We start from the raw sequence: 20,967 nt of genomic DNA on the forward strand, positions 1-20,967 counted from the left end.
CTCCACATGCACCGTATGCGGGAACATATCCACCGGCGTAACCTCCACCGTCCGGTAGCCCCCATCCTCCAGCACCCGCAAGTCGCGGGCTAGTGTCGACGGGTTACACGACACGTACACGACACGCTCCGGCTGCATCAGCAGGATGGTCTCCAGCAGGCGAGGGTCGCAGCCCTTGCGCGGCGGATCGACGACGATGACGTCCGGGGTGATGCCCTGCTCTTTCCAGGCGGGGATGACATCTTCCGAAGCGCCAACTTCGAACTTCACGTTATTCATTTCGTTCAGCTTCGCGTTCGCGCGGGCGTCCTCGATAGCTTCAGGTACAATCTCAACCCCGTAGACCTGCTCCGCATGTTGCGCCAGGAATAAGGAGATGGTGCCGATGCCGCAGTAGGCATCAATCACGGTTTCCTTATCGGTAAGTGCAGCGTATTCCAGAGTTCTGCCATACAGCACCTCTGTCTGGACCGGGTTCACCTGGTAGAAGGAACGCGCTGAGATGGCGAACTGGACCTCCCCGATGTAGTCATAGATGACCTCACTGCCCCACAATACGCGGGTATCGTTACCGAAGATGACATTGGTCCGCTGGGTGTTGATATTCTGGCAGATGCTGACCACTGCCGGAAGCTGTTCACGTATACTGCCAAGCCAAGCATCCAGATGCGGGATATCCCGGCCGTTCGTGACCAGCACCAGCATCATCTGGCCGGTGCGGAATGCCTTCTTCACCACAACATGGCGGAGCAGTCCGCGGCCTGTCTCTTCGTCATAGGCGGTGATGCCCAGCTCACGGCCGAGGCTTTTGACAGCAGCAACGACCTTGTCGTTGTCCTCATGCTGGATCAGACAGGTCTCCATGTCGATGATCCGGTGACTGCCCCGGGCATAGAAGCCGCCGACCAGACCGCCTTCGGTCACCCCGATAGGCACCTGGGCCTTGTTGCGGTAACGCCAGGGCTCGTCCATGCCGAGGGTGGGCAGCACGCGGATGCCTTCAACCCTGTAACTTGCATCGCCCGCACTCCCACCTTCAACCGCCGCACCTGCATTTTCACCATCCGTATCAGCGCTACCGCCCACTACACTTCTACTTGTACTTGGCGCACCAGCCACCTCTAGCTTCCCGATCCGCTGCAGGTTGTCCACCACCAGCTGCCGCTTCCACGCGAGCTGCGCCGTGTAGTCCATATGCTGCAGCTGACAGCCGCCGCATTGATCATAGATCGGGCAGGGCGGCGCGATACGGTCGCTGCTGGCCTGCACCAGCTCCAGCAGCTTGGCGTAGCCGTACTGCTTCTTGGTCTTCAGCACTCTGGCCCGGACTCGCTCACCGGGAAGAGCGCCCTGCACAAATAGGGTAAAGCCCTCTACGCGGCCTACCCCTTCACCTTCATGGGTCATGCCGATAATATCGAGCAGGACCTCATCATTCTTATTCACCGGCAGTCCGGCGACAGGGGCCGCCCCTTGTTCCCGGCGGCTTGCGCTGCGCCTGCTGCGTTGTTTATTCATGTGTATAGGTTCACTTCTTTCATGTTCTTCACGATTAGTTCTGCGCGAAAATCCGCAGATGCTGCGGCAGGATACTGAAATTGCCCGGCAGGGTGCCGCCCAGCTCGCCGTCCAGGTTCAGCTGGACGTAGCCGGGAGAGGTTACCTCCATGGCATCAGTACGGAAATGGATAACCTTCTTGTCACTCAGGTGCTCTCCGCGGATGGTCAGACGCACCAGCCGGATGAACTCCGCCAGGTTGCATTTCTTAACGGCAATCACATCGAGCAGGCCGTCATCGATACGCGCACCCGGAGCCAGCTTCTCAAAGCCGCCGACCGAATTCGTGTTGGCGATCAGGAAGAGCATGAACTCGTCATGGATCATCTCCTGGCCGTTCGCGCGGATATACAGCTCTTGCGGAGCAAGGCTGGCCATCTTCTCGATCCCCTTCAGGTAATAGGCAAGCTGACCCATCATGGTCTTCAGCTTGCTGGGGACCTCATAGGTCAGCTCTGTCAGCTGTCCGCCGCCTGCTATATTAATGAAGTAACGGTCATTGGCTTTACCGAGATCAATCAGGCGCGCTTCCTGACGCAGAATCAGGTCGCAGGCTTCCTCCCAATTCTTCGGAATGCCCATGGCCCGCGCGAAATCATTCGTCGTTCCCAGCGGCAATATGCCGAGCGGGGGAAGGTTCGGCTTCTCCGCCATCCCGTTAATCACTTCATTGAGCGTACCATCGCCTCCGGCAGCTATGATCAGATCATAAGTACCGCGTTCCACAGCCTGGGCTGCAGCCGCAGTAGCATCGCCCTCTCCCGTTGTTGCATGGCAGGTAGCTTCGATACCGCCCATATCCAGCCGGTCTAGAATATCGGCGAGTCGTCTTTTCATTTCTTCCCGACCAGAAGTGGGATTATAAATCAATCTCGCAGTTTTCATTACCGGAACGCCACCTGTTTATATAATGGATAACTTTACTGATTATACCCAATTCTGTACCCCACAAGCAATGTCAGGGGGACGGAGGAGGGATATATTTATACCCGCCGCCCGGGCTCCAAGCCTGGAAAAACAGCACAAAGTATAGATATAAGTATGCAGCAGCGGCAGCCATGGCTACATGGAACACTGGCGCATCCTATAATCAGCTACATTATCCGCTTACGAATTAACGTTGAACTTCAAGCCTCAAGGCGCTGGAGCGCTGCTTCCACCTGCCGCTGAATCCAGCGCGGCAGCAGCGGATGCGGCAGCAGTGTCTGGCCGGAATAGGCATACTCAAGCCCCTCGAGCCGCTGCGGAATAACAACCTTAGTGAAGTACCCCTCACTCAAAAAAAGCGGAGCTACCAGCACATCATAGCCCTGCTTCTGCCAGTGCTCCACCCGGCTTCTTACACTGTCCGGGTTCAGCAGCCCGTAATCAGCTGCAGCCAGCCCGCTAACCTCCCGTACCCGCGCGGCAAGTGAAGATATGCCCTGCTCCCAGCGCTGCCGGAAGCCGTCGTGCCTGCTGCCGTGTCCGACCAGCAGCACCATCTCCCGCCCGTTATGCTTCGACAGTTCCCGAATCTTATCCCACAGCATCTGCGCAATATCGGGATCATCATCGACAGGATAGCCATAGTGAACCTTCGCGGCAACCGTGAACGGCGCAAGGTCGGTCTCCCGCTCAGGAACCGGCTTAGCGCCCAGCGCATACTCTATCTCATCGACATGCGTACTGCCGGAAGAAACAAACAAGGGGATCACAATAATATCTGTGACCCCTGCATGTTCCAGCTTATCAATTCCATCCTGTATCAATCGTCCTTCTACCAGCTCAAGGAAAGCCACTGCCACCGGCAGCTCCTCCCGGAGCGTGAGATGGCTCACTGCTTCATCTACCATCGACACCCAGGCCTGATCCCGGGAGCCGTGACTGATTAACAATACACCCGGAACCATAGATTATCGGCCCAGACGTTCTAGAGTAAGCTTATAACCGTCATTGCCATAGTTCAGGCAGCGCTTCACGCGGGAGATTGTTGCCGTACTGGCCCCCGTCTCGGCTTCAATCTGATTATATGTAGACCCCTTGCCCAGCATCCGCGCAACCTCAAGGCGCTGTGAGAGCGATTGAATTTCGTTCACGGTGCACAAATCATCAAAGAATACATAACATTCTTCCATATTTTTTAATGTTAAAATAGCCTCAAATAATTGATCGATACTTTTATCGTTTAGCTTCTTTAGCTGCATCGCCCTATCATCCCCTAAGCATTAACTTAATGTGACTATCTTGCCTCTACTATATTGTACTGGAGCACATTTTTCAAGCATTAACGGTTTCACGCTGTAAAGAGTGAAATCGATGGACAAACGTCCACCCCTGGCGTACACCATCACTGGGGTTAATTCTAATCTATTTCCGGCTTCCAGGTTAGACCGCCTTACTCATAGTACTACAAAACCGTGCGAAATCAAGCATGGACACGGTTTCTTCACTTCCGTCTGCCGCTCCATAGGCATCCGCCCTTTTCCGCTGGTATCCCGGTTACCCGGGCATTCGTCTATACCGTCTGTTCGCCCATGACATACAGTATAGCAAACCACTAACGAAGGAATGTGATCCTATGCCTCAGCATTACTATAATCATTCCCGCCAGCAAGGCCGTTCCCTGGCTGAACCCTACAATCCGTCACCCTACCCGGGACTATCTGCTTATACACCTGCCCCGCTTCCCGGAGAACCTGAGCTGCTGCCTGCTTATGGCGCTGAAGTCACCGAGACGGCACTAGCGCTCCCTGCTGCAGAAGCTTCTACCGCGAAGGCCGGAGGCCTTCTGGGCGGACTCGGCAATCTTGGAAGTCTGGCGAATATGGAACAGCTCAAGGGAATCGTTGACCGGATGGGCGGTATTGACGGAATCGTCAACACCATGGGCAAGGTGCAGAAGGTCATGCAGGGCTTCTCACAGATGGCTCCGATGGTGAAGCTTGTGATGGGCGGCTTCGGCAAAGGCAAGGGAAGCGGAGCGGGAGAGCTCGCCGCCGAAGAGGATGCAGCCCTCTATAGCCCCAAACGGCGCAAAAAAAGACGCCCTGCCGCAAAGCGCCGCAATACCACCTCCAAGAAGCGTAAATCCGGCGGGCCTTCCTCCGTTAAGCGCCGCCGTTCCTAAGCGGCGGCGTTTAACGCAGCTTTATTTTACTTAAACCAGCCGCTCCGCCGGAACCAGCCGAACATCCCGATCCCCAGCACCAGCATAAGCAGCAGCACTGCGAAATAGCTGTATTTCCATTCCAGCTCCGGCATCACCCTGAAGTTCATTCCATAGATTCCGGCGATCAGCGTCAGCGGCATGAATACCGTGGTAATCACCGTGAGTGTCTTCATAATGGAGTTCATCCGGTTGGAGTTGAGCGAGATATAGCTGTCACGCAGGTCGGCGGTCATTTCCCGGTCAACTTCAATCATGTCGGTCAGCTTCAGCAGATGATCATAGATATCGCCGAAGTAGACCCGCTCCTCGCCGTTACTCTGCACATGCTGCGAATTGACAATCCGGTACATCAGATCACGCATCGGCACAATCGTCCGCCGCAGCTTCAGCAGCCTTCCGCGCACATTGAAGACCTGGCTCATCAGCTCTTCCACCGATTCATTGCCGCCCTGGCTCTCCAGATCCGCAAGTTCATCCTCCAGCGTATACAAGGACGGGAAATACCTGTCGACCAGCTTGTCCATCACGGTGTAAGCAGCGGCCATCGGCCCGCCCGACCAGCCCTTGCGGCTATGAATCTCAGCTTTGACCATCTGCCACGCTTCCTCCATCTCCGGCTTGTCCTGATGATGGTAGGAGACGAGGAATTTCGGGCTGAGGAACAAGTCGATCTCTTCGGCCTCCAGCGTCCGCTCATTCAGCGAATGCAGTACGAAGAATTGCACATCCTCGTAATAATCCAGCTTCGGCCGCTGCAAGACATGCATACAATCTTCAATCGCTAGCGGGTGAAAATGAAAATAGGTGTCCAGCCTCAAGGTTTCTTCCTCTGTCGGCATAGCGAAATCCGCCCAGATCCAGGCATAATCATCCAGAACGATATCCTGAAGCAGCAGATCGGTCAGTATCTCACCCGTATGTGTTACGGCAAGTGTTCGTATCATAATATAAGTCCTCCGCCCTATGTAGGCAATCCGCAGCAGAGCTGCTCTCTTCTAGTTGCTTTCTCCCATTGTACCGCATGTCCCCGCAAAAAAATAACCGCCAGCCCGCTGAACAGCGGCTCCGGAGGTTTCTTGGGTCTGTCTCTATAGTTAACGATGCTATTTGCGGCGAAAGACCGGACCCATGGTCCAGTATCCGGCTTAGCGGCCCAAGCCTTCCAGCACCTCCAGATGCAGCACCTGCAGGAATTTCTTAATATTCACCTTCACCTTGCCGCTATCCCGGCCCTGTTCGATCTCCTTCATCTTCAGGCGCACCTCTTCAAAGTCGAAATACAGCGGCGCATAATGCTCGAACTTCGGATTCCCGTAATCCGTCAGACCGATGGACGCGAGACTTGTCAGACCCGCCGCCAAGGCGCGGCGCAGACGCTGTTCGATAGCCTTGACCTCTTTGGCTGCCTCCGCAGGCACCGGTCTGTATTTGGCAGCAGTCAGCTCATACAGCTCCTTAAGGGATGGAAGACTTCCGCTCTTCCCTTCGGCTACCGCCAGCTCCATGATCGTGATAATATCACGGCTGCCATTCTCCGAGATCATGCCCATATTCATCAGAATCGGCTGGACAATCTCCTTGACGGTCCGTTTGCCCGGCGGCAGCTGCGGCAGACCGAACTGCAGGCCCTCCAGCTTGCCCAGCGTCAGCTTGATCTCATCCAGATAACGGCCCATGGCGTAACGCTCATTCACTTTATATAGAACAGATTCGACTTCAATCTTGTTGATCGGCTTGCGGATGAAGAATTCAATCCCGCTCCTGTAGGCGCGGCTGACCATATCCCCGTTCTCAATCTGCGAGATCATGACGAATTTGGAGCGGCAGCCCTGTGCCTGAAGAGAGAGGATGGTCTCAATCCCGTCCTGGTCCGGCATCAGCAGATCCATCAGCACAATGTCCGGGGTCTCGCTCAGGATGAGAGCGATCCCCTCCTGTCCGCTCGCTGCAGTACCCGTCACCTCACCAAGCCCGCTGTCCTCAATAATATGCTGCAGCATTCTTCTCGCCGACGCGTCGTCATCTACAATACAGAATGATAGCGGCATCCTCTATTCCTCCTTCCGCAGCTTCATACTCGGCACTGTAATCTGGAACATGGCCCCTCCGATATGCGATACCGGCTGAACTGCAATGCTTCCCTCGAACATATTCACTATATCCCGTACATGAGAGAGCCCAATCCCCGTGGCAGCGATGCCCTCTTCATCGAATTTCGTGGTGAAGCCCGGCTCGAATAGCAGGTCCAGATCACGCTTTCCGATGCCTGTCCCGCTATCAGTCACTGTCAGAATCGTCATACCGTCCTGCTCATAAGCGTTCAGATGGATGCTGCCTGTCCCTTGGATGACTTCCACCGCATTGGCGGTGAGATTGTTAAGCAGAGTCAATAGAGGAATGTAGCTGTCGGTTGTGTAATCGGAGGTGATGTGAATATGGAACTTAATCTCTTTGCCCAGCATTTCCGCATATTTGGCATTGCTCTTGACCGCGAACTGCAGAATGCCCGATAACGGCATGTCCCCGTTCACCTCACGCTCCACCAGCTTCACCAGCCCTGCCAGAATCCGCTGCGAATCCTTCTTAACCTCATGTAGCTGCTGGGTGATGTCGAGCACCTGCCGGCTGTAACGCCCCGTGCCTTCCCCGTCCTTCAGCTTGGTATACAGCTCGAAGCTGTTCAGCGTGACCTGCTCCAGGGTGCCTATGGACTTCTTCAGGTAGAACACTTCCCCGTACAAGCCGGAGCCGAATCCGAGCATCTGCTGGGTCCGTTCATGCTGCTCCCGCTCCCGGATACGCAGCTGGCTGACAGAGATACTGCTGTATACCCCTGTGGTGAAATACGTACGCAAGACCGCTATCGCCATCAGGTACGTCCACTCGTTCAACCGGAAGGTAGCCGAATCCAGCACAATCAGCCGGGTCAGCAGCTCCATCTCATTGGACAGAAGATCGATCAGCGCGGCAACGGCGCCCAGCACCAGCGGATGGAAGGTATCAATCCGGCTCTTGATGACACGCATCAGTGTGCCGAACACCATGTAATAGATCATTGCCGAGAAGTGGCTGCTAAGGCTCTGCTCTACCGTCAGTCCGCTTCCCTCCACCATATCCATGGCAGTCCGGAACAGCAGCACGACCACCCCGGTGGCACAGCCTGTGCGGATATAAGGCAGCTGCCTCATTAACAGCAAGAATAGGAGGAAGGCGCTGCTGCCCATGGCAATGCGGAAGACATCTCCGTCAAACGGATTGATCTTGAATTCTCCGGCTACCGCAGTAACGGCGGCCACCAGCAGAATTTGTACCGCCTTCATTCTCAGAATCGATTGTCCCATCGCCACTGCTCCTGCCTAGAGAGGTTGACAACTATAGTATCATAGCCGAACTGGATTGAATATGGCTTAATCCTCATTCGGCTAAGGTTATACCGCTCTGTGCTCAAGCCTTCTGGACAGCAGCGACAGCAGGTAATTAACGACAAAATAAATCAAGGCAACCAGCGCCAGCGTAGGGATGGCATAGCTGTAGCTATGGCCGATGACAATGTTCGCATTATGCATCAGCTCCGGCAGGGAAATCACAACAGCGAGTGAGGTATCCTTCAGCAGGGAGATGAACTGGCTGACAAGTGGAGGAACCATACGCCGCAGCCCCTGGGGAAGCACGATATGCCATAGGGTCTGTACACTGCTGAGACCGGAGGAACGCGCCGCCTCAATCTGCCCCTTGTCGATCGACATTAAGCCGCCGCGGACAATCTCGGCAATCATCGCCGCCTCGAAGATGGTTAATGCCGCAATGGCCGCAGTAATGAGTCCAAGCTTGATCCCGACCTCCGGCAAGGCGAAGCGGATGAAGAAGATGATCAGCAGCAGCGGCAGATTACGGATCAGCTCCACCAGGTAGAACATGACCGGTGACAGCACCGGCACCTCCGAGTAGCGGATGACGCCAATAATACAGCCGATGATAAAGCTCAGGAAGATCGATACAAAAGCAACGATCAGCGTCACATACAAGCCGTCCAGCAGAAACTTCAGATTATCGGCAGAGTATGCACCTGTGAAATCCATAATATCCCTCCTTTAGCTCAAGCGTTCTCTTAATATTTGCGCTGCAGCCGGCGCTCCCAGATCCGTACGCCGTAGCTGAGCGGAAGCGTAAGCACCAGATAGAATACCGCTACGAAAATGTAGGTGTCGAAGGTACGGTAAGTCTCTGTAGAGATCCCGTCGGCGAAGTACATCAGATCAAGACCGGCCACCAGAGTCAGTACCGAGGAGTTCTTAATCAGGTTAATGAACTGGTTGCCGAGCGGCGGAATGACCAGCTTGATCGCCTGCGGCAGAATGATATGCAGCATGGTCTGTATGTAGCTGAGGCCGGAGGAACGTGCCGCCTCCATCTGTCCCTTGGGCACGGCCATAATTCCGGCACGGATCGCTTCGGCGATGAAGGCCGAGGTATATACGGCGAGTCCGATGGTTCCTGCCTTGAAGCCGTCCAGCGTGAAGCCCAGAGCGGAAGGCCCGTAATAGAAAATATACACGACCAGCAGCAGCGGGATATTGCGGATAAATTCCACATACACCGCGCCGAACCAGCGCAGACCCTTCACTGAAGTCATGCGGAAGACGGCAACGACCGCGCCGATCAGAAAGCTGCCGGTCAGGGCCAGCACACTGGACAGCAGCGTACCGTAGAAGCCCTCCATATACAGTCCGAAGTAGTTCGTTAATATTGAGAAATCCATCAATGTTCACCTGCCTTTAGCTATCGATGAGTTCGTGCCTGCCCGGCATGGCAGCCGTTCCTACAAACAAGTAGAAACGGCGTTGCCGTCCTTAGAAAAGGCGGTACCGTTTCTACGAAAAAAACGTGTGCAATCTATATATTCCTTCTTCCCTTGGATGAAGATAGGCCTTGCTTGGAACAGACTTATTTAGCCGGAGCCTTACCAATCCACTTCGTATAGATGGCATCATACTCCCCATTCGCCTTCAGTTCAGCCAGTGTATCATTAATCGCCTTAACTACATCCGCGTTGCCTTTCTGGACCGCAATGCCGTATGGCTCATCGGTAAATGGCTTCCCTACCACCTCGAAGCCGGGGTCCTGTGAGGCCATTCCATACAGAATCGCATCATCCGTAGTGAGCGCGTCACCCTGGCCCGCCTTGAGCGCACTGAACGCATCCTGATAGTTATCGAATTCCAGCACCGTTACGCCCGGCACCTTCTCTTTGATATTCTTGATCGAGGTTGCCCCCTTGGAGCCGAGGATCTTCGTATCCTTCGTAATGCTCTCCAGGCCTGTTATCGGGCTGCCCTTCTTCACAAGCAGCGACTGACCGGCTTGGAAATAGACGTCGGAGAAGTCAACTTCCTTCTTGCGGTCCTCCGTAATGGTCATGGTAGCCACCACCATATCGATCTCGCCGTTATTCAGCATCGGAATACGGGTCTTGGAGGTGACCTCCTTCAGCTCGATGGCATTCTCGTCACCGAGAATTTTCTTGGCGATGGCCTTGGAGATGTCGATGTCGAAGCCTTCCACGTTGCCGGAGGCCGGGTCCTTCAGACCGAACAGGCGGGTATCGAACTTCACGCCGACGAGCAGCTTGCCGCGCTCCTTGATCTTGGCAATGGCCGCAGAGTCAGCAGCTGCCCCTCCGGCAGCATTGCCGCCTGCCGCAGGTTCGTTCTTGCCCTTGTTGTTGCCGCATCCGGCAATGACCAGCATGGCCGCAATCATCAGAACACTTAACACCTTGAAGCTCTTGGACATTTTCATTTCGTTTCCTCCCCGGATTCCTATATATTTAGTTTAATGGCTTAATACACGGCTGAGAAAAGTACGCGTCCGCTCTTCCTTCGGGCTGGCGAAGAAGGCTTCCGGCTCCGCCTCTTCCACGATCTGCCCCTGATCCATGAAGATGACCCGGTCAGCCACCTCGCGGGCGAAGCCCATCTCATGGGTCACAACGACCATCGTCATGCCCTCGCGGGCCAGGGCGCGCATGACATCGAGCACCTCCCCGACCATCTCCGGGTCCAGCGCCGAGGTCGGCTCGTCGAACAGCATAATCTTCGGCTTCATCGCCAGCCCCCGGGCAATCGCCACCCGCTGCTGCTGTCCGCCGGACAGCTGGGAAGGATAGGACTCTGCCTTGTCGGCGATGCCGACCTTCTCCAGATAATACATTGCGGTCTTCTCCGCTTCCGCTTTGCTTAAGCCCAGCACCTTCACCGGGGCCAGCGTGATGTTATCAATGACCTTTTTGTGCGGGTACAGGTTGAAGTGCTGGAAGACCATTCCGATCTCTTTGCGCAGGGTATTGATATCTGTCTTACGTTCGTTTACAGTTATACCGTCCACGGTTAATCCGCCGCTCGTGATCGTCTCCAGACGGTTAATGCAGCGCAGCATCGTGCTCTTGCCGGAGCCGGAAGGACCGACTACAACTACTACTTCCCCTTCCTGAACATGCAGGTCAATGCCCTTCAGTACATGGAATTGTCCGTAATGTTTGTCTACCTGATGAAAGTCGATCAATGGCTAGGCCTCCTTTGTCTATTCGCGTGCTTGTCAGCAATGGTAACACTTAAAACAAACCTTACTTCAGAGACTACCAAATCCTACATAATACTACGCGAAATTTATTTCTCATATGTTATTTTCTTTTAAATATGTGATGTATTTCATTTTCTTTTTATGCCTATCAACATTTTTTATCAGTTTGATGTAGCCTTTTGTGACATTCCTCTCTTGAAAAATCAAAATAACCTCCGCTTACGCCGAGGTTTACCGCTGAACGCAAAAAAAGATGTCCTAAAGCCATCCATGGCTTCTGCGACATCTTGTCCAGGCAATCTATTCTGTTCAGTCCTAGAAGAAGAGCTTGAAGATTACTCCCGACAGCAAGGCGCTGATCGGAATGGTAATGAACCAGGTAACCACGATCCGTCCGGCCACTCCCCATTTGACAGCGGAGAAGCGCTTGGCTGAACCTACACCCAGAATCGATGAGGTGATCGCGTGAGTTGTACTCACCGGCAGATGCAGCAGCGTAGCCGTGAAAATAACAGAGGCCGCCGAAATATCCGCCGCGAAGCCGTTGATCGGCTCGATTTTGAAAATCTTCGTGCCCATCGTCTTAATAATCTTCCAGCCGCCGATCGACGTTCCGAGTGCCATGGATGTAGCCGCTGCAATCTTAACCCAGAGCGGAACCTCCATCGTATCGAGCCGTCCCGAGGTGACGAGGGCAAAGGTAATGATTCCCATCGCCTTCTGCGCGTCATTCGTACCATGGGTGAAGGATTGCAGTGCGGCCGTCACGATCTGCATCGAACGAAAGCCCTTGTTGACCGTATGCGGACTGCGCTTCGCGAAGATCCACTTCAGAATCGTCATCACAATATACCCGATTACAAAAGCGATCAGCGGGGAGAAAATCAGCCCCTCTACGATCTCAATGAACCCGCTCCATTTGATATGCTCTGTGCCTGCCCCTACATACACCGCACCGGCTAACGCACCGATAAGCGCATGGGAGGACGATGAAGGAATACCCAGCCACCAGGTGACGAGATTCCAGATAATTGCCGCAATGAGCGTCGCTGTGACAATGTCTATCCCGTTGTCCAGCAGGGTCGGATCGGTAATGCTGCCCCCGATCTTTTTCGCCACTCCGGTGAACATCAATGCGCCGATAAAGTTCATCGAGGCGGCCAGCATGATGGCTGTACGCGGCTTCAGCGCACGGGTCGAGACAGAGGTAGCAATCGCATTGGCGGTATCATGGAAGCCGTTGATGAAGTCGAACGCCAGCGCAAGAAAGATAACAAAAGCTAGTACATATATAGATGTATCCATATTTGAGGCCCCTTATGAGTTACGCATGATGATCGATTCCAGCATGTTGGCTACGTCTTCACATTTATCCGTGGTGGTCTCGAGCCGCTCATACAATTCTTTGCGTTTAATCAGCTCAATCGGGTCCTTCACAGTCTCGAACAGGGCCTTGGTGCAGATACGCAGGACTTCATCGCCCTGGTTCTCCAGATCATTCAGACGGATGGTGTATTCGCGGATCGCCAGCAGCTTCTTCTGGGAGAGCAAATGAACTGCCTTCTGGATCTCGTATGCACTCTGGCGGAGAATCTCTGCAAACTGGACAATATACTCATCCGCATCCAGCAGGTTATACATATAGAAACGCGAGGCTGAGGCCTCCAGACCATCAATGACATCGTCCATGCTTGTGATCAGATCCATGATGTCGTCCCGCTCCAGCGGCGTAATGAACGTCTTGTTCAATTCTTTGATGACAGTATGTGTGTAAGTATCGCACTGGGATTCGTATTTCTTCATCTCCGCGGCGAAGTTCTCCACATTGCCCTGGAGAGTCGAGATATTCTGAGCGAAATAATCCGCAGCCTGAACAATGGTGTCAGCCATGTTTTCCAGCGTCTCAAAGAATATATCCTTTTTTCTGAGCTTCATTAGTCTAAGACCCCTTTACATAATATTGCCGTGAAAAAAATGAAGTCATTCCATGTAAACCGCATGAAAATGAATGACAACCCTTGTTATCTTATCATATCGACAGAAGGGATAGAAGACAAAAAACCGAACTTTTTTACACTATAATAACAATTCCCTGTATTCACGAAAATAATCATCCGAACATTCAATTCCCCAGCTGAACTTAGCGGGATGCTGGAGCCGGCGCATATTCGACATGACTGCTGAACGAGGGGCTGTTCGGGACAATCAGAATATGGGTGATTCCCGGGAACATCAGCCCCTCCTTGCCGTCCTTCTTCACGAACCGGATGACGTCTCCGGGGCTGCGCGACCATTTGCCCTTAATCGCTACGCCGCGCTGTAACAGCACTGCTTCTCCCCCCAGCTCCGTATCCACCTGCAGCCTGCCGACATCATCCAGCACCTTATGGTCCGAACCCATCACGATGATGTTCGCCGCTTCCACCGGACGGTTATTATTCAGATCCAGATGCGGCTTGCCGTTCACCAGACGGGCATACGTACGCTGCTCTGCATTATATTGGTACGAGACATTGTAGCTCTTCAGCAGGAAGTTCACACTCAATCCAAGCGCCGGGGTGCCCTCCACAGGAATGTAATCCGGATCATTGAAAAGAAAACCGGGGACCTTCACGTTCTCCGCATACCCCAGCTTCGCTGCCCCCTCTCTAAGCTTGGCGGCATTACTGTACAGGTTATGGGGAGCCTTGCGCTCCTTGTCCCGCCAGAAGTAGGCCCCTGCCCGGCCGATTTCGTCCATATCCGCCTTCTTCTGCCGTTGCAGAATGGCATAAGCATCCGGACTGCCCCCGGCATGTACCGTTATACCGCCGTAGCTCTCGCCGATATCCAGCAGATACGGGCGGATACTGCGGATCGGCCCGATCTTCACCACCCCGGCATGACTCTGAAAGATACCGATCAGCCGGGTAATACCGCCTTCGGCCAACACCTCGTACAGAATATCCGCCTCGCTGATCCCGGACTGGGGACGGGCCGCCGGGGCATTATTGATCATGACCGCGAGCGGCCGGGGCAGGCTCTCCTCCTCAACCGGCAGGCCTGTTAAGACGGAGACCGCTATTGCCGGGGCTGGCGTTGCTGTCGGCGACGGCTGCGGAACTTCGGTCGGCTGCGGCTGCGCCGTAGGCGCTACCACCCGCACGGGCACTGGCGTGGCCTGCTCTTCCCCGCAGGCAGAGAGCAGCACGGCGGCAAGGACCAGAGCATATACAGGACGGGATACATAACGGTTCATCGATCTAGACACGTTGTTCCTCCTAATCGTAAGTTACAGCTTGCTTCTCTCGATTCTCTTTCTGTGAAACTCGCTTCCTTCATTTAATCATAGCTGGCAGAGTTTGTCTTGAGTGCAGCAGAAATCTTCACAGAACACACTTCCTCACACATTTCCTGGTGGATACATCTACGCCTCATTGCGGCTGGATCAGACTGGATCAGATTGGACCATCAGTGCTGATCATACTCCCATCCGCTCTGAACCAGACATCTGCTCTGTAACAATCATCTGCTCTACGCAATAAATGGATAAACGTATCTTAATTTGGAGGATTCAGCGAATTCCGAGGAATTAATTGGATAAACGTCATTTAATTTCGAGAGTTCAGTCCAATTTGATTGGTTCGTCAATAATTAAGTGCTGATTTTCCAACTGCTGTTGGAGAGGTGATGTACCACTCCTGAACAAGTGGAGAAAATCCACCTGCTGTTCCCGGACGCAGTCGCAGCACCTTTCCGTCTTCCTGCCATTCCCCCGTAGCTACACCTTACCCACCAACTGGCGTGCCATCCTTAGTCGCAGTTCCCGCTTTCTTTTCCGCCGGTTCGGATATCCTCCCATTTTTGTAATATGTACTATCCCGCAACAAAAAAGGACACAGCCCGATTAGCGGCTGTATCCTGTATCCATTCATTCGTCATTCATATAGTAGTCAGTTCTCAGTCAAGCATCCAGCAGTTCAGGCTGAGCGTACCGTATTGGTAGGCCTGGATCATCAGCTGCGCCCGTCTGCCTTCATCGGCTGCACCCATTACGTAGAAGAGCGGGATAAAATGCTCCTTGCCGTAGGCAGGTACGGCCTCCCTCACATGCGGTGCCTGCTTCTCATACGCATACAGGGAGCGGAGATCCCAGGCCTTAAGCCGCTCTGCAATCCACCCGTCGAAGTCAATCGCCCATTGCTCCGGCTGATCCTTCTGCTTCAGCAGCCTCAGGTTATGAACCAGGCCGCCGCTGCCGATCAGGAGGACACCCTCCTCACGCAGCGGTGCAAGCATCCGTCCGATGTTGTACTGCTCCTCAGGCGAGCGGAGCGAATCCACAGATAAGGCCACGACCGGGATATCCGCCTGCGGGAACATGGTGCTCAGGAGGACCCAGGCGCCATGATCCAGACCCCTGCCCAGCACGGGCTGATGGGGCAGATTACTATTCTTGAACAGCTCCGAAATACGGCTGCTGAGTGCGGGATCACCTGGAGCAGGATAACTCAGCTGATACATTTCTTCCGGGAATCCGTAGAAGTCATGCTGCGTTTCATGCTGTGCGTCCACTGTGATCAGCTGATCGGGACTGTCCCAATGAGCTGAGAAGATCACAATGCCGCGGGGCTTCCCCAGATCCGAACCCAGCCGCTGCAGGAATCGCGTGTAGTCGTTATCCTCAAGTACCAGCAGCGGGGAGCCGTGCGCAATGAAAAAGGCCGGTAATTTCATAGGGTAAGAGCCTCCATTTCCGGTATGGTCTTCCCCTTTATTTTACAGCTAATTCCCAGCCATTGCGAGTGCAGTTACCGCTCCTATATCATCCAGTTCTGCCATTCCTCCTGAAGATGCTCCTGCTGGTTCATCCAGTCCCGGGTGCGCTTGAGCACCTGCTCCTGCGCCGGACCCGAAGAGAAGGTATGATCGCCCTGGAAAATAATCTCCTTGTCGCACCGTCCTTCCGGCCGGGTCCAGAACAGCTTCTGGTAGAGGAATGCATAATCCACAGGAATCACATCATCGGAAGTTCCGTGAATGACCAGCACATCACCGCTGAACTTTCCGGCCTCTTGGAACGGCTGGAAAGCGGCCAGGGAATTGAAGTATACCGGAGTGAACGAATAGCCGGCATAATCTGCGCAGCCGCTCTTCACCGACCGGTCGAACGTTTCCCTGCCGACAATCTTGACGATATCATTGAAGGGATAGCCGACAGCCGACCACAGTACAAGATTCTTCACCCGCCGGTCACGGACACCGGTCAGCAGCGCCACCGCACCGCCCAGACTATGCCCGATCAGCGTTACACGCTGCGGGTCCACATCGGCCGAGCCGATGCCGTAATCCAGCACTGCCCGGGTCTGCCCGATCATCGACTCCATATCCTCACTGCCGTAATCGCCGCTGCTCTCTCCGCAGCCTGCATAGTCGAAACGGATTACCATATAGCCATCCTGCGCCAGCTCCCGGGCTGCCTTGACGAAGATCCGGTCGACACCGATCCGGCTGCCCACGAAGCCGTGGCAGATCACTGCAAGCGGCACCCGGTTCTTGCACCGTCCTGTCCCTGCCCGGTCTGCGGCCGGATAATGTATGCTCGCTGTCAGTTCCTCTCCGTTATGCCGGATGATGATATTCCGTTCCATTGCGGCGTCCTCCCCTGAATGGCTGATTTATTTTAAATTATAATAATTCCGATTAACTTAGTATGATTAATGAGTCTATTATAATATCTGTGCTAATTTGTTGTCAATATGCATGAAGCCCGCAGCTTAAGACTGTTCTACCGGAGAAAAGGCCCCTTCCACTCCCTTAGGAGCAAAAGAGGCCTATCTCTGCTTAGGCATCACTCAGTCATAGCTGTCGTGAAACATGTCGTGTGTCTCCTGCCGGCCTTCCCAATCCCCGAGCCCGTTCTCCTGGCCCTGCCCCGCAGCATCCCATAGGCTGAAGCCGTCAGAATTGCCCCAGTCCCCCACATCATTAGTAGGTGCAGGCGCGGTGCCGCCGTTCACAGCCTTGCCCGGTTCCTGCTTGTTGTCCTGTTCCATAACGCTCCCTGCCTTCCCTCTAGCTATAGTTGGTGAAGCCACCACCTCTTCAGTGTTTACTCTTCCAAAAGGATTATTCAGACCTTCGTGAACGAACGTTGTCCTTGCACACGGCTGGTGCACAAACGTATACTCTAGGTTGAAGGTATCCTGATCACTCAATGCTGGAGGTATAGGTCCACACTATGAAAGTCAAAGCTATGATTAAGCAGAACAACCTGCTGCGGGAGCAGATGACGCCGTCTAACCGCTCTTATTTTGAAGATATGATTCTGGCGATGCGCGCCAGTTCAGTAGATGCTGTACGTGCAGAGGAGCTGCTGCTGGAGGCGGCCGGGCTGCTGCTGAAGGGACAAGCCAAGGGGAAGAACGCCAAGCAGGTTTTTGGCGAGAAGCCCGGTGATTATTTCAAGGACGTGATGGACAGCGCCCCGCCGCGCGCACCGCGCAGCCGGCTGAAGAACTCCCTGATGATCTCCTGGTCCGCTCTGACCCTGCTGTTCGGGACGATGGGCATTGCCGGTCTGATTACACAGTGGAGCGGCGGTCCGCACGAACTCTTCGGCCAACTCAGCCTGTTCACGCTGGTCGTTGTAGGCGCAGGCTCCATCCTGCTGGTTGAGCTTATTATGAAATGGATGGCCTCCCTCTCGGAGGACGACAGTCCGAAGCCCAAGACCTTCGACATTAAGGCACTGGGCATCTATATTGGAATTGCCGTGATTGCGGTATTCGCCGGCCTATTCCTCGATAATCTGTTCCCGGTGATTCCGGTCTCGCCCTGGGTCAGTCTGGCTCTGGCCGCTGCCGGAGGTCTAGGGCTGAAATTCATATTCTTCCCATCTTAGAGGCTGTATCCCACATCCATTCCACACAGGAGGAGACTCGAATGAAAAAGCATGCCGTTCTATCCGCCGCTATCGCCCTGCTCATGGGGCTTCAGGCAGGAGCAGCCGTCCCGGCCGGTGCCGAAGGCAGCGGAAGCAGCCAGACAGGCACTTCCGGTGCAGCTGCAAGCGCTAAGACTGCCAGCCATGCAGAAGCGGTCTATAAGGCCGCGCTGCCGCTGCTGTCCAGCGGCAACCTGCCGGGCTCCATTTCCTATATGAAGACGAAGCTGTATGCAGTCACGCCGTATCAGGCGACTGTACTGACGCTGAAGCTGGAGAACCTGCATAAGGCGCTGCTCCCCTCCTGGGAGAAGAAATTCAGCAGCAGCGAGGTCCAGCGGAAGCTCCTCACCGTCTACAGAGGGGGAGTCAGCATGGAGAAGCTGGCTGAGAGTACGGATAACGCCGCCTTGCGCGCCCTGCTGCAAGGCGCGGGCGAGAGCGGGTACAAGCTGGATACCGCCGAGGGCAGCTTTTACCCGGTGATTGATTATGCGGCTTACCGCAAATATAAGCCTTATGTAACGGAGGATATCAGCAGCTATATTTCCATTATGGCGGCTGAGTCAGATCTGCCTCCTTCCAAGGATAACGGGCTGATCATTGCCTGGGGCGAGGTGGCCGACCGTGCGTTGACCCAGGAGCAATTCATCCAGACCTATCCCAAATCCAACCGGGTACAGGCCGTCAAGACGCTGTATAACCAATATGCTGTGAACACCTTCTACGGCCAGAACAACACTCCGCTCTTCCATTACGATAATCTGGAGATGGATCTGGAGGCGCAGAAGGCCTACACCAGCATCCTGGCCAAGAACAGCAGCACAAGCGCCTTCCTGCAGAAGCTTGAGGGCTTCATGAAGCTGATGAAGAGTAACGGCTACCTGCTGGACGACGCGGCGGAGCGGTATCTGAAGACTGAGGTGCCTCAGCCCTGATACAAATAGTGCAATCAACTTCATTAAGTGATTTTCATCCAAAACAAAGACATCCACACCAAATCCGGTAGTGGATGTCTTCGTTTTCAACTAAATTTTTAATTAGAGTTAAAAACAGTAGTCCTTCAGTAGCCTCGCCCTGACGAGATTCTCTATAAATAGTTTAATTACCAAATGTAATGTTATATGCTGCATTTCTTATTGCATATCTACTCCACCCGTCTGATCCTGAAGTGTAGGAGAAGGAACCAATTGAAGTCCCAAAAGCTTTAGTTTCTTTTGTTGAGAGTACTACTGTACCGGTTGTTGTAAGTTGATTAGTAGGAAAGCTACCCGTGTTACCCGTAGGTACCGTCTGAGCATTTGGAGATTCTAATATGAAATTTCCACTACCAGGCATTGGAGACCAGTAAGTACTACTAACAGAATTGATTTGTCCAAAAGAACCTGATTGGTAACAGTTGTATACAGTGTATAAATCTCCTCCTGCAAAGTGCTGACCATTAACTCCAGGATCAGTGAATGTCCTATATGTAGTTCTAGTACTATAAGTTCCAGTTGCCATAATGGATATTCCAGCTGGCTTATTTTTCACCTCAATTTTCTCACCATAAGTTGACACAATTTGACCTGAGTTCTTGTCCACTACTTTAACAACTACTTCGTTAAATAAATCTGATCTTTGAAAATCATAGAGCGCAGGATCATAAGGTGTAGAAATTGTGGTCATGTCATCAAGTTGTAAGGAGAATTCCTGTTGAACTGATTGAACAGCCTCGGTAGGCGATACCGTTTGAGCTGAAGCAATTGCCGAAGAGGTAAGAAGTAAGGCAGTAGTTAAAGAAGCGGATAGAATTTTTTTAACCTTAATCATTTTTTGAATTCACTTCATTAAATGTATTTTTATTACAATGTAAATATTACCATATTCAAGAAGGGTTGTTCGTGAGAAAAGTAGTGGGAAAAAAAAGAATTAAAGCATATAATTAGATATTAAACTTTGAATGGAGGAATAAAATGAATTCAGACAATTTAGTTCAACCCATAAATAATGTGGGGAGTCAAGTAAGTAATCTTAATTCGACAATAGTTCATACCAACAACGAGACTACTAGCGGTTTAAATAATTTGAATTCAACATTAGTTATTACCAATGTACTCTTATCAGCGCTCGTTCTTTTTGTAATAATTCATACTATTGTATACTTTAGAAGAAAACCTAAAAAATAATAATCTTAGTTGCAATGACACACATAAAATAACTCACGGTGCGTTTCCAAAGGCATAGAAAAGTCAGTCTCACGAAATATGGTACAATCTCTTCAACATTTAGAGGAGGTTGTACCTTTTTTTACAAATAAGAAAGAATCTCGAAAGCCGATGAGAGCGGTTGATTTTGCAACAAACGTTGGTTTTGAGGTCTTACTGCTTACACGGCGCTGAATGACATTGTTGTGCCGCAGGAGAATTTACTTTGTCATATTAAAGAAATGGTGAATTTTTATTTCATATTTTGGGGACCTTCAAGATAATTACTATTTGGATAACGACAATGCGATCGACCCCCAATCCTCTCAAAGCCATCTTTAAGTTGTCTAAAATGGATATTGTTGAGCGTTCCCGATACGACCTGTCTTTCAAGTTCTCTCTAGAGGTGGCGCCAGGAGACCTACACACTGAACCGCGTTCCCTAAATAATTTTGATAACTATCCCAAAAAGATTTGAGTCTGCTGGATCTGCTCATCAGCAAGACGGTGGCATTTGGCCATTATTTTTTTTTTGCAAAACACTTCCATCATCGTGGACGCCACCCAT

21 protein-coding genes are annotated in these 20,967 nt (G+C 52.8%); 3 read left to right on the forward strand and 18 right to left on the reverse strand.

Going from position 1 to position 20,967, the window contains the following annotated elements; genetic code table 11:
* From rlmD to NST04_RS00020, 4 genes are all read right to left on the reverse strand, one after another.
* Nucleotides 1-1,518: 23S rRNA (uracil(1939)-C(5))-methyltransferase RlmD (gene rlmD, locus NST04_RS00005; protein WP_341182641.1), on the reverse strand; the 1,518-nt coding region annotated here is incomplete at its 3' end.
* 34 nt (nt 1,519-1,552) lie between these two features.
* The gene (locus NST04_RS00010) at nt 1,553-2,443 is read right to left on the reverse strand and encodes a diacylglycerol kinase (RefSeq protein WP_341182642.1); all 891 of its coding nucleotides are present in this window, start codon (nt 2,441-2,443) and stop codon (nt 1,553-1,555) included.
* A gap of 242 nt (nt 2,444-2,685) precedes the next feature.
* Complete coding sequence (locus NST04_RS00015; protein ID WP_341182643.1) at nt 2,686-3,450, reverse strand: sirohydrochlorin chelatase; 765 nt, start codon at nt 3,448-3,450, stop codon at nt 2,686-2,688.
* Between the two features lie 3 nt (nt 3,451-3,453).
* Nucleotides 3,454-3,744 (reverse strand): YerC/YecD family TrpR-related protein, encoded by a 291-nt coding sequence (locus NST04_RS00020; protein WP_019913624.1) that lies wholly within the window; start codon nt 3,742-3,744, stop codon nt 3,454-3,456.
* Between the two features lie 374 nt (nt 3,745-4,118).
* On the opposite strand from NST04_RS00020, the gene NST04_RS00025 reads away from it, so the two are divergent.
* Nucleotides 4,119-4,667 carry a tyrosine protein kinase gene (locus NST04_RS00025; protein WP_341182644.1) on the forward strand — a complete coding sequence of 183 codons (549 nt, stop codon included), beginning with the start codon at nt 4,119-4,121 and terminating at the stop codon, nt 4,665-4,667.
* A 26-nt stretch (nt 4,668-4,693) separates the two neighbouring features.
* On the opposite strand, the gene corA is transcribed toward NST04_RS00025, so the two are convergent.
* The 13 genes from corA to NST04_RS00090 all read right to left on the reverse strand — a co-directional run bounded on the left by corA (nt 4,694) and on the right by NST04_RS00090 (nt 17,323).
* Nucleotides 4,694-5,653 (reverse strand): magnesium/cobalt transporter CorA, encoded by a 960-nt coding sequence (gene corA, locus NST04_RS00030; protein ID WP_341182645.1) that lies wholly within the window; start codon nt 5,651-5,653, stop codon nt 4,694-4,696.
* A gap of 201 nt (nt 5,654-5,854) precedes the next feature.
* A complete protein-coding gene (locus NST04_RS00035; RefSeq protein ID WP_341182646.1) occupies nt 5,855-6,757 on the reverse strand; it encodes a response regulator in 903 nt (300 codons plus the stop codon).
* A 3-nt stretch (nt 6,758-6,760) separates the two neighbouring features.
* Nucleotides 6,761-8,050 (reverse strand): ATP-binding protein, encoded by a 1,290-nt coding sequence (locus NST04_RS00040; RefSeq protein ID WP_341182647.1) that lies wholly within the window; start codon nt 8,048-8,050, stop codon nt 6,761-6,763.
* Between the two features lie 87 nt (nt 8,051-8,137).
* The gene (locus tag NST04_RS00045; protein ID WP_340944346.1) at nt 8,138-8,788 is read right to left on the reverse strand and encodes an amino acid ABC transporter permease; all 651 of its coding nucleotides are present in this window, start codon (nt 8,786-8,788) and stop codon (nt 8,138-8,140) included.
* Between the two features lie 29 nt (nt 8,789-8,817).
* Entirely contained in the window at nt 8,818-9,468 is a 651-nt protein-coding gene (locus NST04_RS00050; protein ID WP_341182648.1) for an amino acid ABC transporter permease, read from the reverse strand.
* Between the two features lie 185 nt (nt 9,469-9,653).
* Nucleotides 9,654-10,508, reverse strand: a complete 855-nt coding sequence (locus tag NST04_RS00055; RefSeq protein ID WP_341182649.1) for a glutamate ABC transporter substrate-binding protein — start codon at nt 10,506-10,508, stop codon at nt 9,654-9,656.
* A 33-nt stretch (nt 10,509-10,541) separates the two neighbouring features.
* Nucleotides 10,542-11,270, reverse strand: coding sequence for an amino acid ABC transporter ATP-binding protein (locus NST04_RS00060; RefSeq protein ID WP_036693252.1), 729 nt, complete (start codon nt 11,268-11,270; stop codon nt 10,542-10,544).
* Nucleotides 11,271-11,603: 333 nt separating this feature from the next.
* Nucleotides 11,604-12,593, reverse strand: a complete 990-nt coding sequence (locus NST04_RS00065) for an inorganic phosphate transporter (RefSeq protein WP_341014650.1) — start codon at nt 12,591-12,593, stop codon at nt 11,604-11,606.
* 12 nt (nt 12,594-12,605) lie between these two features.
* Nucleotides 12,606-13,223: a DUF47 domain-containing protein gene (locus NST04_RS00070; protein WP_036693257.1), complete on the reverse strand. Its 618-nt coding sequence runs from the start codon at nt 13,221-13,223 to the stop codon at nt 12,606-12,608.
* A 205-nt stretch (nt 13,224-13,428) separates the two neighbouring features.
* Nucleotides 13,429-14,538 (reverse strand): DUF3048 domain-containing protein, encoded by a 1,110-nt coding sequence (locus NST04_RS00075; RefSeq protein ID WP_341182650.1) that lies wholly within the window; start codon nt 14,536-14,538, stop codon nt 13,429-13,431.
* Between the two features lie 689 nt (nt 14,539-15,227).
* Nucleotides 15,228-16,004, reverse strand: coding sequence for a DODA-type extradiol aromatic ring-opening family dioxygenase (locus tag NST04_RS00080; RefSeq protein WP_341182651.1), 777 nt, complete (start codon nt 16,002-16,004; stop codon nt 15,228-15,230).
* 83 nt (nt 16,005-16,087) lie between these two features.
* Nucleotides 16,088-16,918, reverse strand: a complete 831-nt coding sequence (locus tag NST04_RS00085) for an alpha/beta hydrolase family protein (protein ID WP_341182652.1) — start codon at nt 16,916-16,918, stop codon at nt 16,088-16,090.
* A 204-nt stretch (nt 16,919-17,122) separates the two neighbouring features.
* Nucleotides 17,123-17,323, reverse strand: coding sequence for a hypothetical protein (locus NST04_RS00090; protein ID WP_341028655.1), 201 nt, complete (start codon nt 17,321-17,323; stop codon nt 17,123-17,125).
* Nucleotides 17,324-17,508: 185 nt separating this feature from the next.
* Here NST04_RS00090 and NST04_RS00095 point away from each other — a divergent pair, with 185 nt between their 5' ends.
* Both NST04_RS00095 and NST04_RS00100 read left to right on the forward strand, forming a co-directional pair.
* Nucleotides 17,509-18,171 (forward strand): DUF1129 family protein, encoded by a 663-nt coding sequence (locus NST04_RS00095; protein ID WP_341182653.1) that lies wholly within the window; start codon nt 17,509-17,511, stop codon nt 18,169-18,171.
* A gap of 41 nt (nt 18,172-18,212) precedes the next feature.
* Complete coding sequence (locus NST04_RS00100) at nt 18,213-19,151, forward strand: hypothetical protein (RefSeq protein ID WP_341182654.1); 939 nt, start codon at nt 18,213-18,215, stop codon at nt 19,149-19,151.
* Nucleotides 19,152-19,314: 163 nt separating this feature from the next.
* Here the strand turns inward: NST04_RS00100 and NST04_RS00105 are convergent, their stop codons facing one another.
* Nucleotides 19,315-20,025: a hypothetical protein gene (locus tag NST04_RS00105; RefSeq protein WP_209875501.1), complete on the reverse strand. Its 711-nt coding sequence runs from the start codon at nt 20,023-20,025 to the stop codon at nt 19,315-19,317.
* Between the last annotated feature and the right edge of the window lie 942 nt (nt 20,026-20,967).

Origin of the sequence: Paenibacillus sp. FSL H7-0756 (genome assembly GCF_038006765.1) — a bacterium.
Taxonomy (GTDB): Bacteria; Bacillota; Bacilli; order Paenibacillales; family Paenibacillaceae; genus Paenibacillus_AQ.

What these genes read in the sequence shown, in the direction of transcription:
- NST04_RS00045 (WP_340944346.1), bottom strand. Translation starts at nt 8,788, where the DNA reads ATGGATTTCACAGGTGCATACTCTGCCGATAATCTGAAGTTTCTGCTG.
- NST04_RS00055 (WP_341182649.1), bottom strand. Translation starts at nt 10,508, where the DNA reads ATGAAAATGTCCAAGAGCTTCAAGGTGTTAAGTGTTCTGATGATTGCG.
- NST04_RS00050 (WP_341182648.1), bottom strand. Translation starts at nt 9,468, where the DNA reads ATGGATTTCTCAATATTAACGAACTACTTCGGACTGTATATGGAGGGC.
- NST04_RS00035 (WP_341182646.1), bottom strand. Translation starts at nt 6,757, where the DNA reads ATGCCGCTATCATTCTGTATTGTAGATGACGACGCGTCGGCGAGAAGA.
- NST04_RS00090 (WP_341028655.1), bottom strand. Translation starts at nt 17,323, where the DNA reads ATGGAACAGGACAACAAGCAGGAACCGGGCAAGGCTGTGAACGGCGGC.
- NST04_RS00100 (WP_341182654.1), top strand. Translation starts at nt 18,213, where the DNA reads ATGAAAAAGCATGCCGTTCTATCCGCCGCTATCGCCCTGCTCATGGGG.
- NST04_RS00085 (WP_341182652.1), bottom strand. Translation starts at nt 16,918, where the DNA reads ATGGAACGGAATATCATCATCCGGCATAACGGAGAGGAACTGACAGCG.
- NST04_RS00015 (WP_341182643.1), bottom strand. Translation starts at nt 3,450, where the DNA reads ATGGTTCCGGGTGTATTGTTAATCAGTCACGGCTCCCGGGATCAGGCC.
- NST04_RS00105 (WP_209875501.1), bottom strand. Translation starts at nt 20,025, where the DNA reads ATGATTAAGGTTAAAAAAATTCTATCCGCTTCTTTAACTACTGCCTTA.
- NST04_RS00095 (WP_341182653.1), top strand. Translation starts at nt 17,509, where the DNA reads ATGAAAGTCAAAGCTATGATTAAGCAGAACAACCTGCTGCGGGAGCAG.
- NST04_RS00010 (WP_341182642.1), bottom strand. Translation starts at nt 2,443, where the DNA reads ATGAAAACTGCGAGATTGATTTATAATCCCACTTCTGGTCGGGAAGAA.
- corA (WP_341182645.1), bottom strand. Translation starts at nt 5,653, where the DNA reads ATGATACGAACACTTGCCGTAACACATACGGGTGAGATACTGACCGAT.
- NST04_RS00080 (WP_341182651.1), bottom strand. Translation starts at nt 16,004, where the DNA reads ATGAAATTACCGGCCTTTTTCATTGCGCACGGCTCCCCGCTGCTGGTA.
- NST04_RS00020 (WP_019913624.1), bottom strand. Translation starts at nt 3,744, where the DNA reads ATGCAGCTAAAGAAGCTAAACGATAAAAGTATCGATCAATTATTTGAG.
- NST04_RS00040 (WP_341182647.1), bottom strand. Translation starts at nt 8,050, where the DNA reads ATGGGACAATCGATTCTGAGAATGAAGGCGGTACAAATTCTGCTGGTG.
- NST04_RS00025 (WP_341182644.1), top strand. Translation starts at nt 4,119, where the DNA reads ATGCCTCAGCATTACTATAATCATTCCCGCCAGCAAGGCCGTTCCCTG.
- NST04_RS00065 (WP_341014650.1), bottom strand. Translation starts at nt 12,593, where the DNA reads ATGGATACATCTATATATGTACTAGCTTTTGTTATCTTTCTTGCGCTG.
- NST04_RS00070 (WP_036693257.1), bottom strand. Translation starts at nt 13,223, where the DNA reads ATGAAGCTCAGAAAAAAGGATATATTCTTTGAGACGCTGGAAAACATG.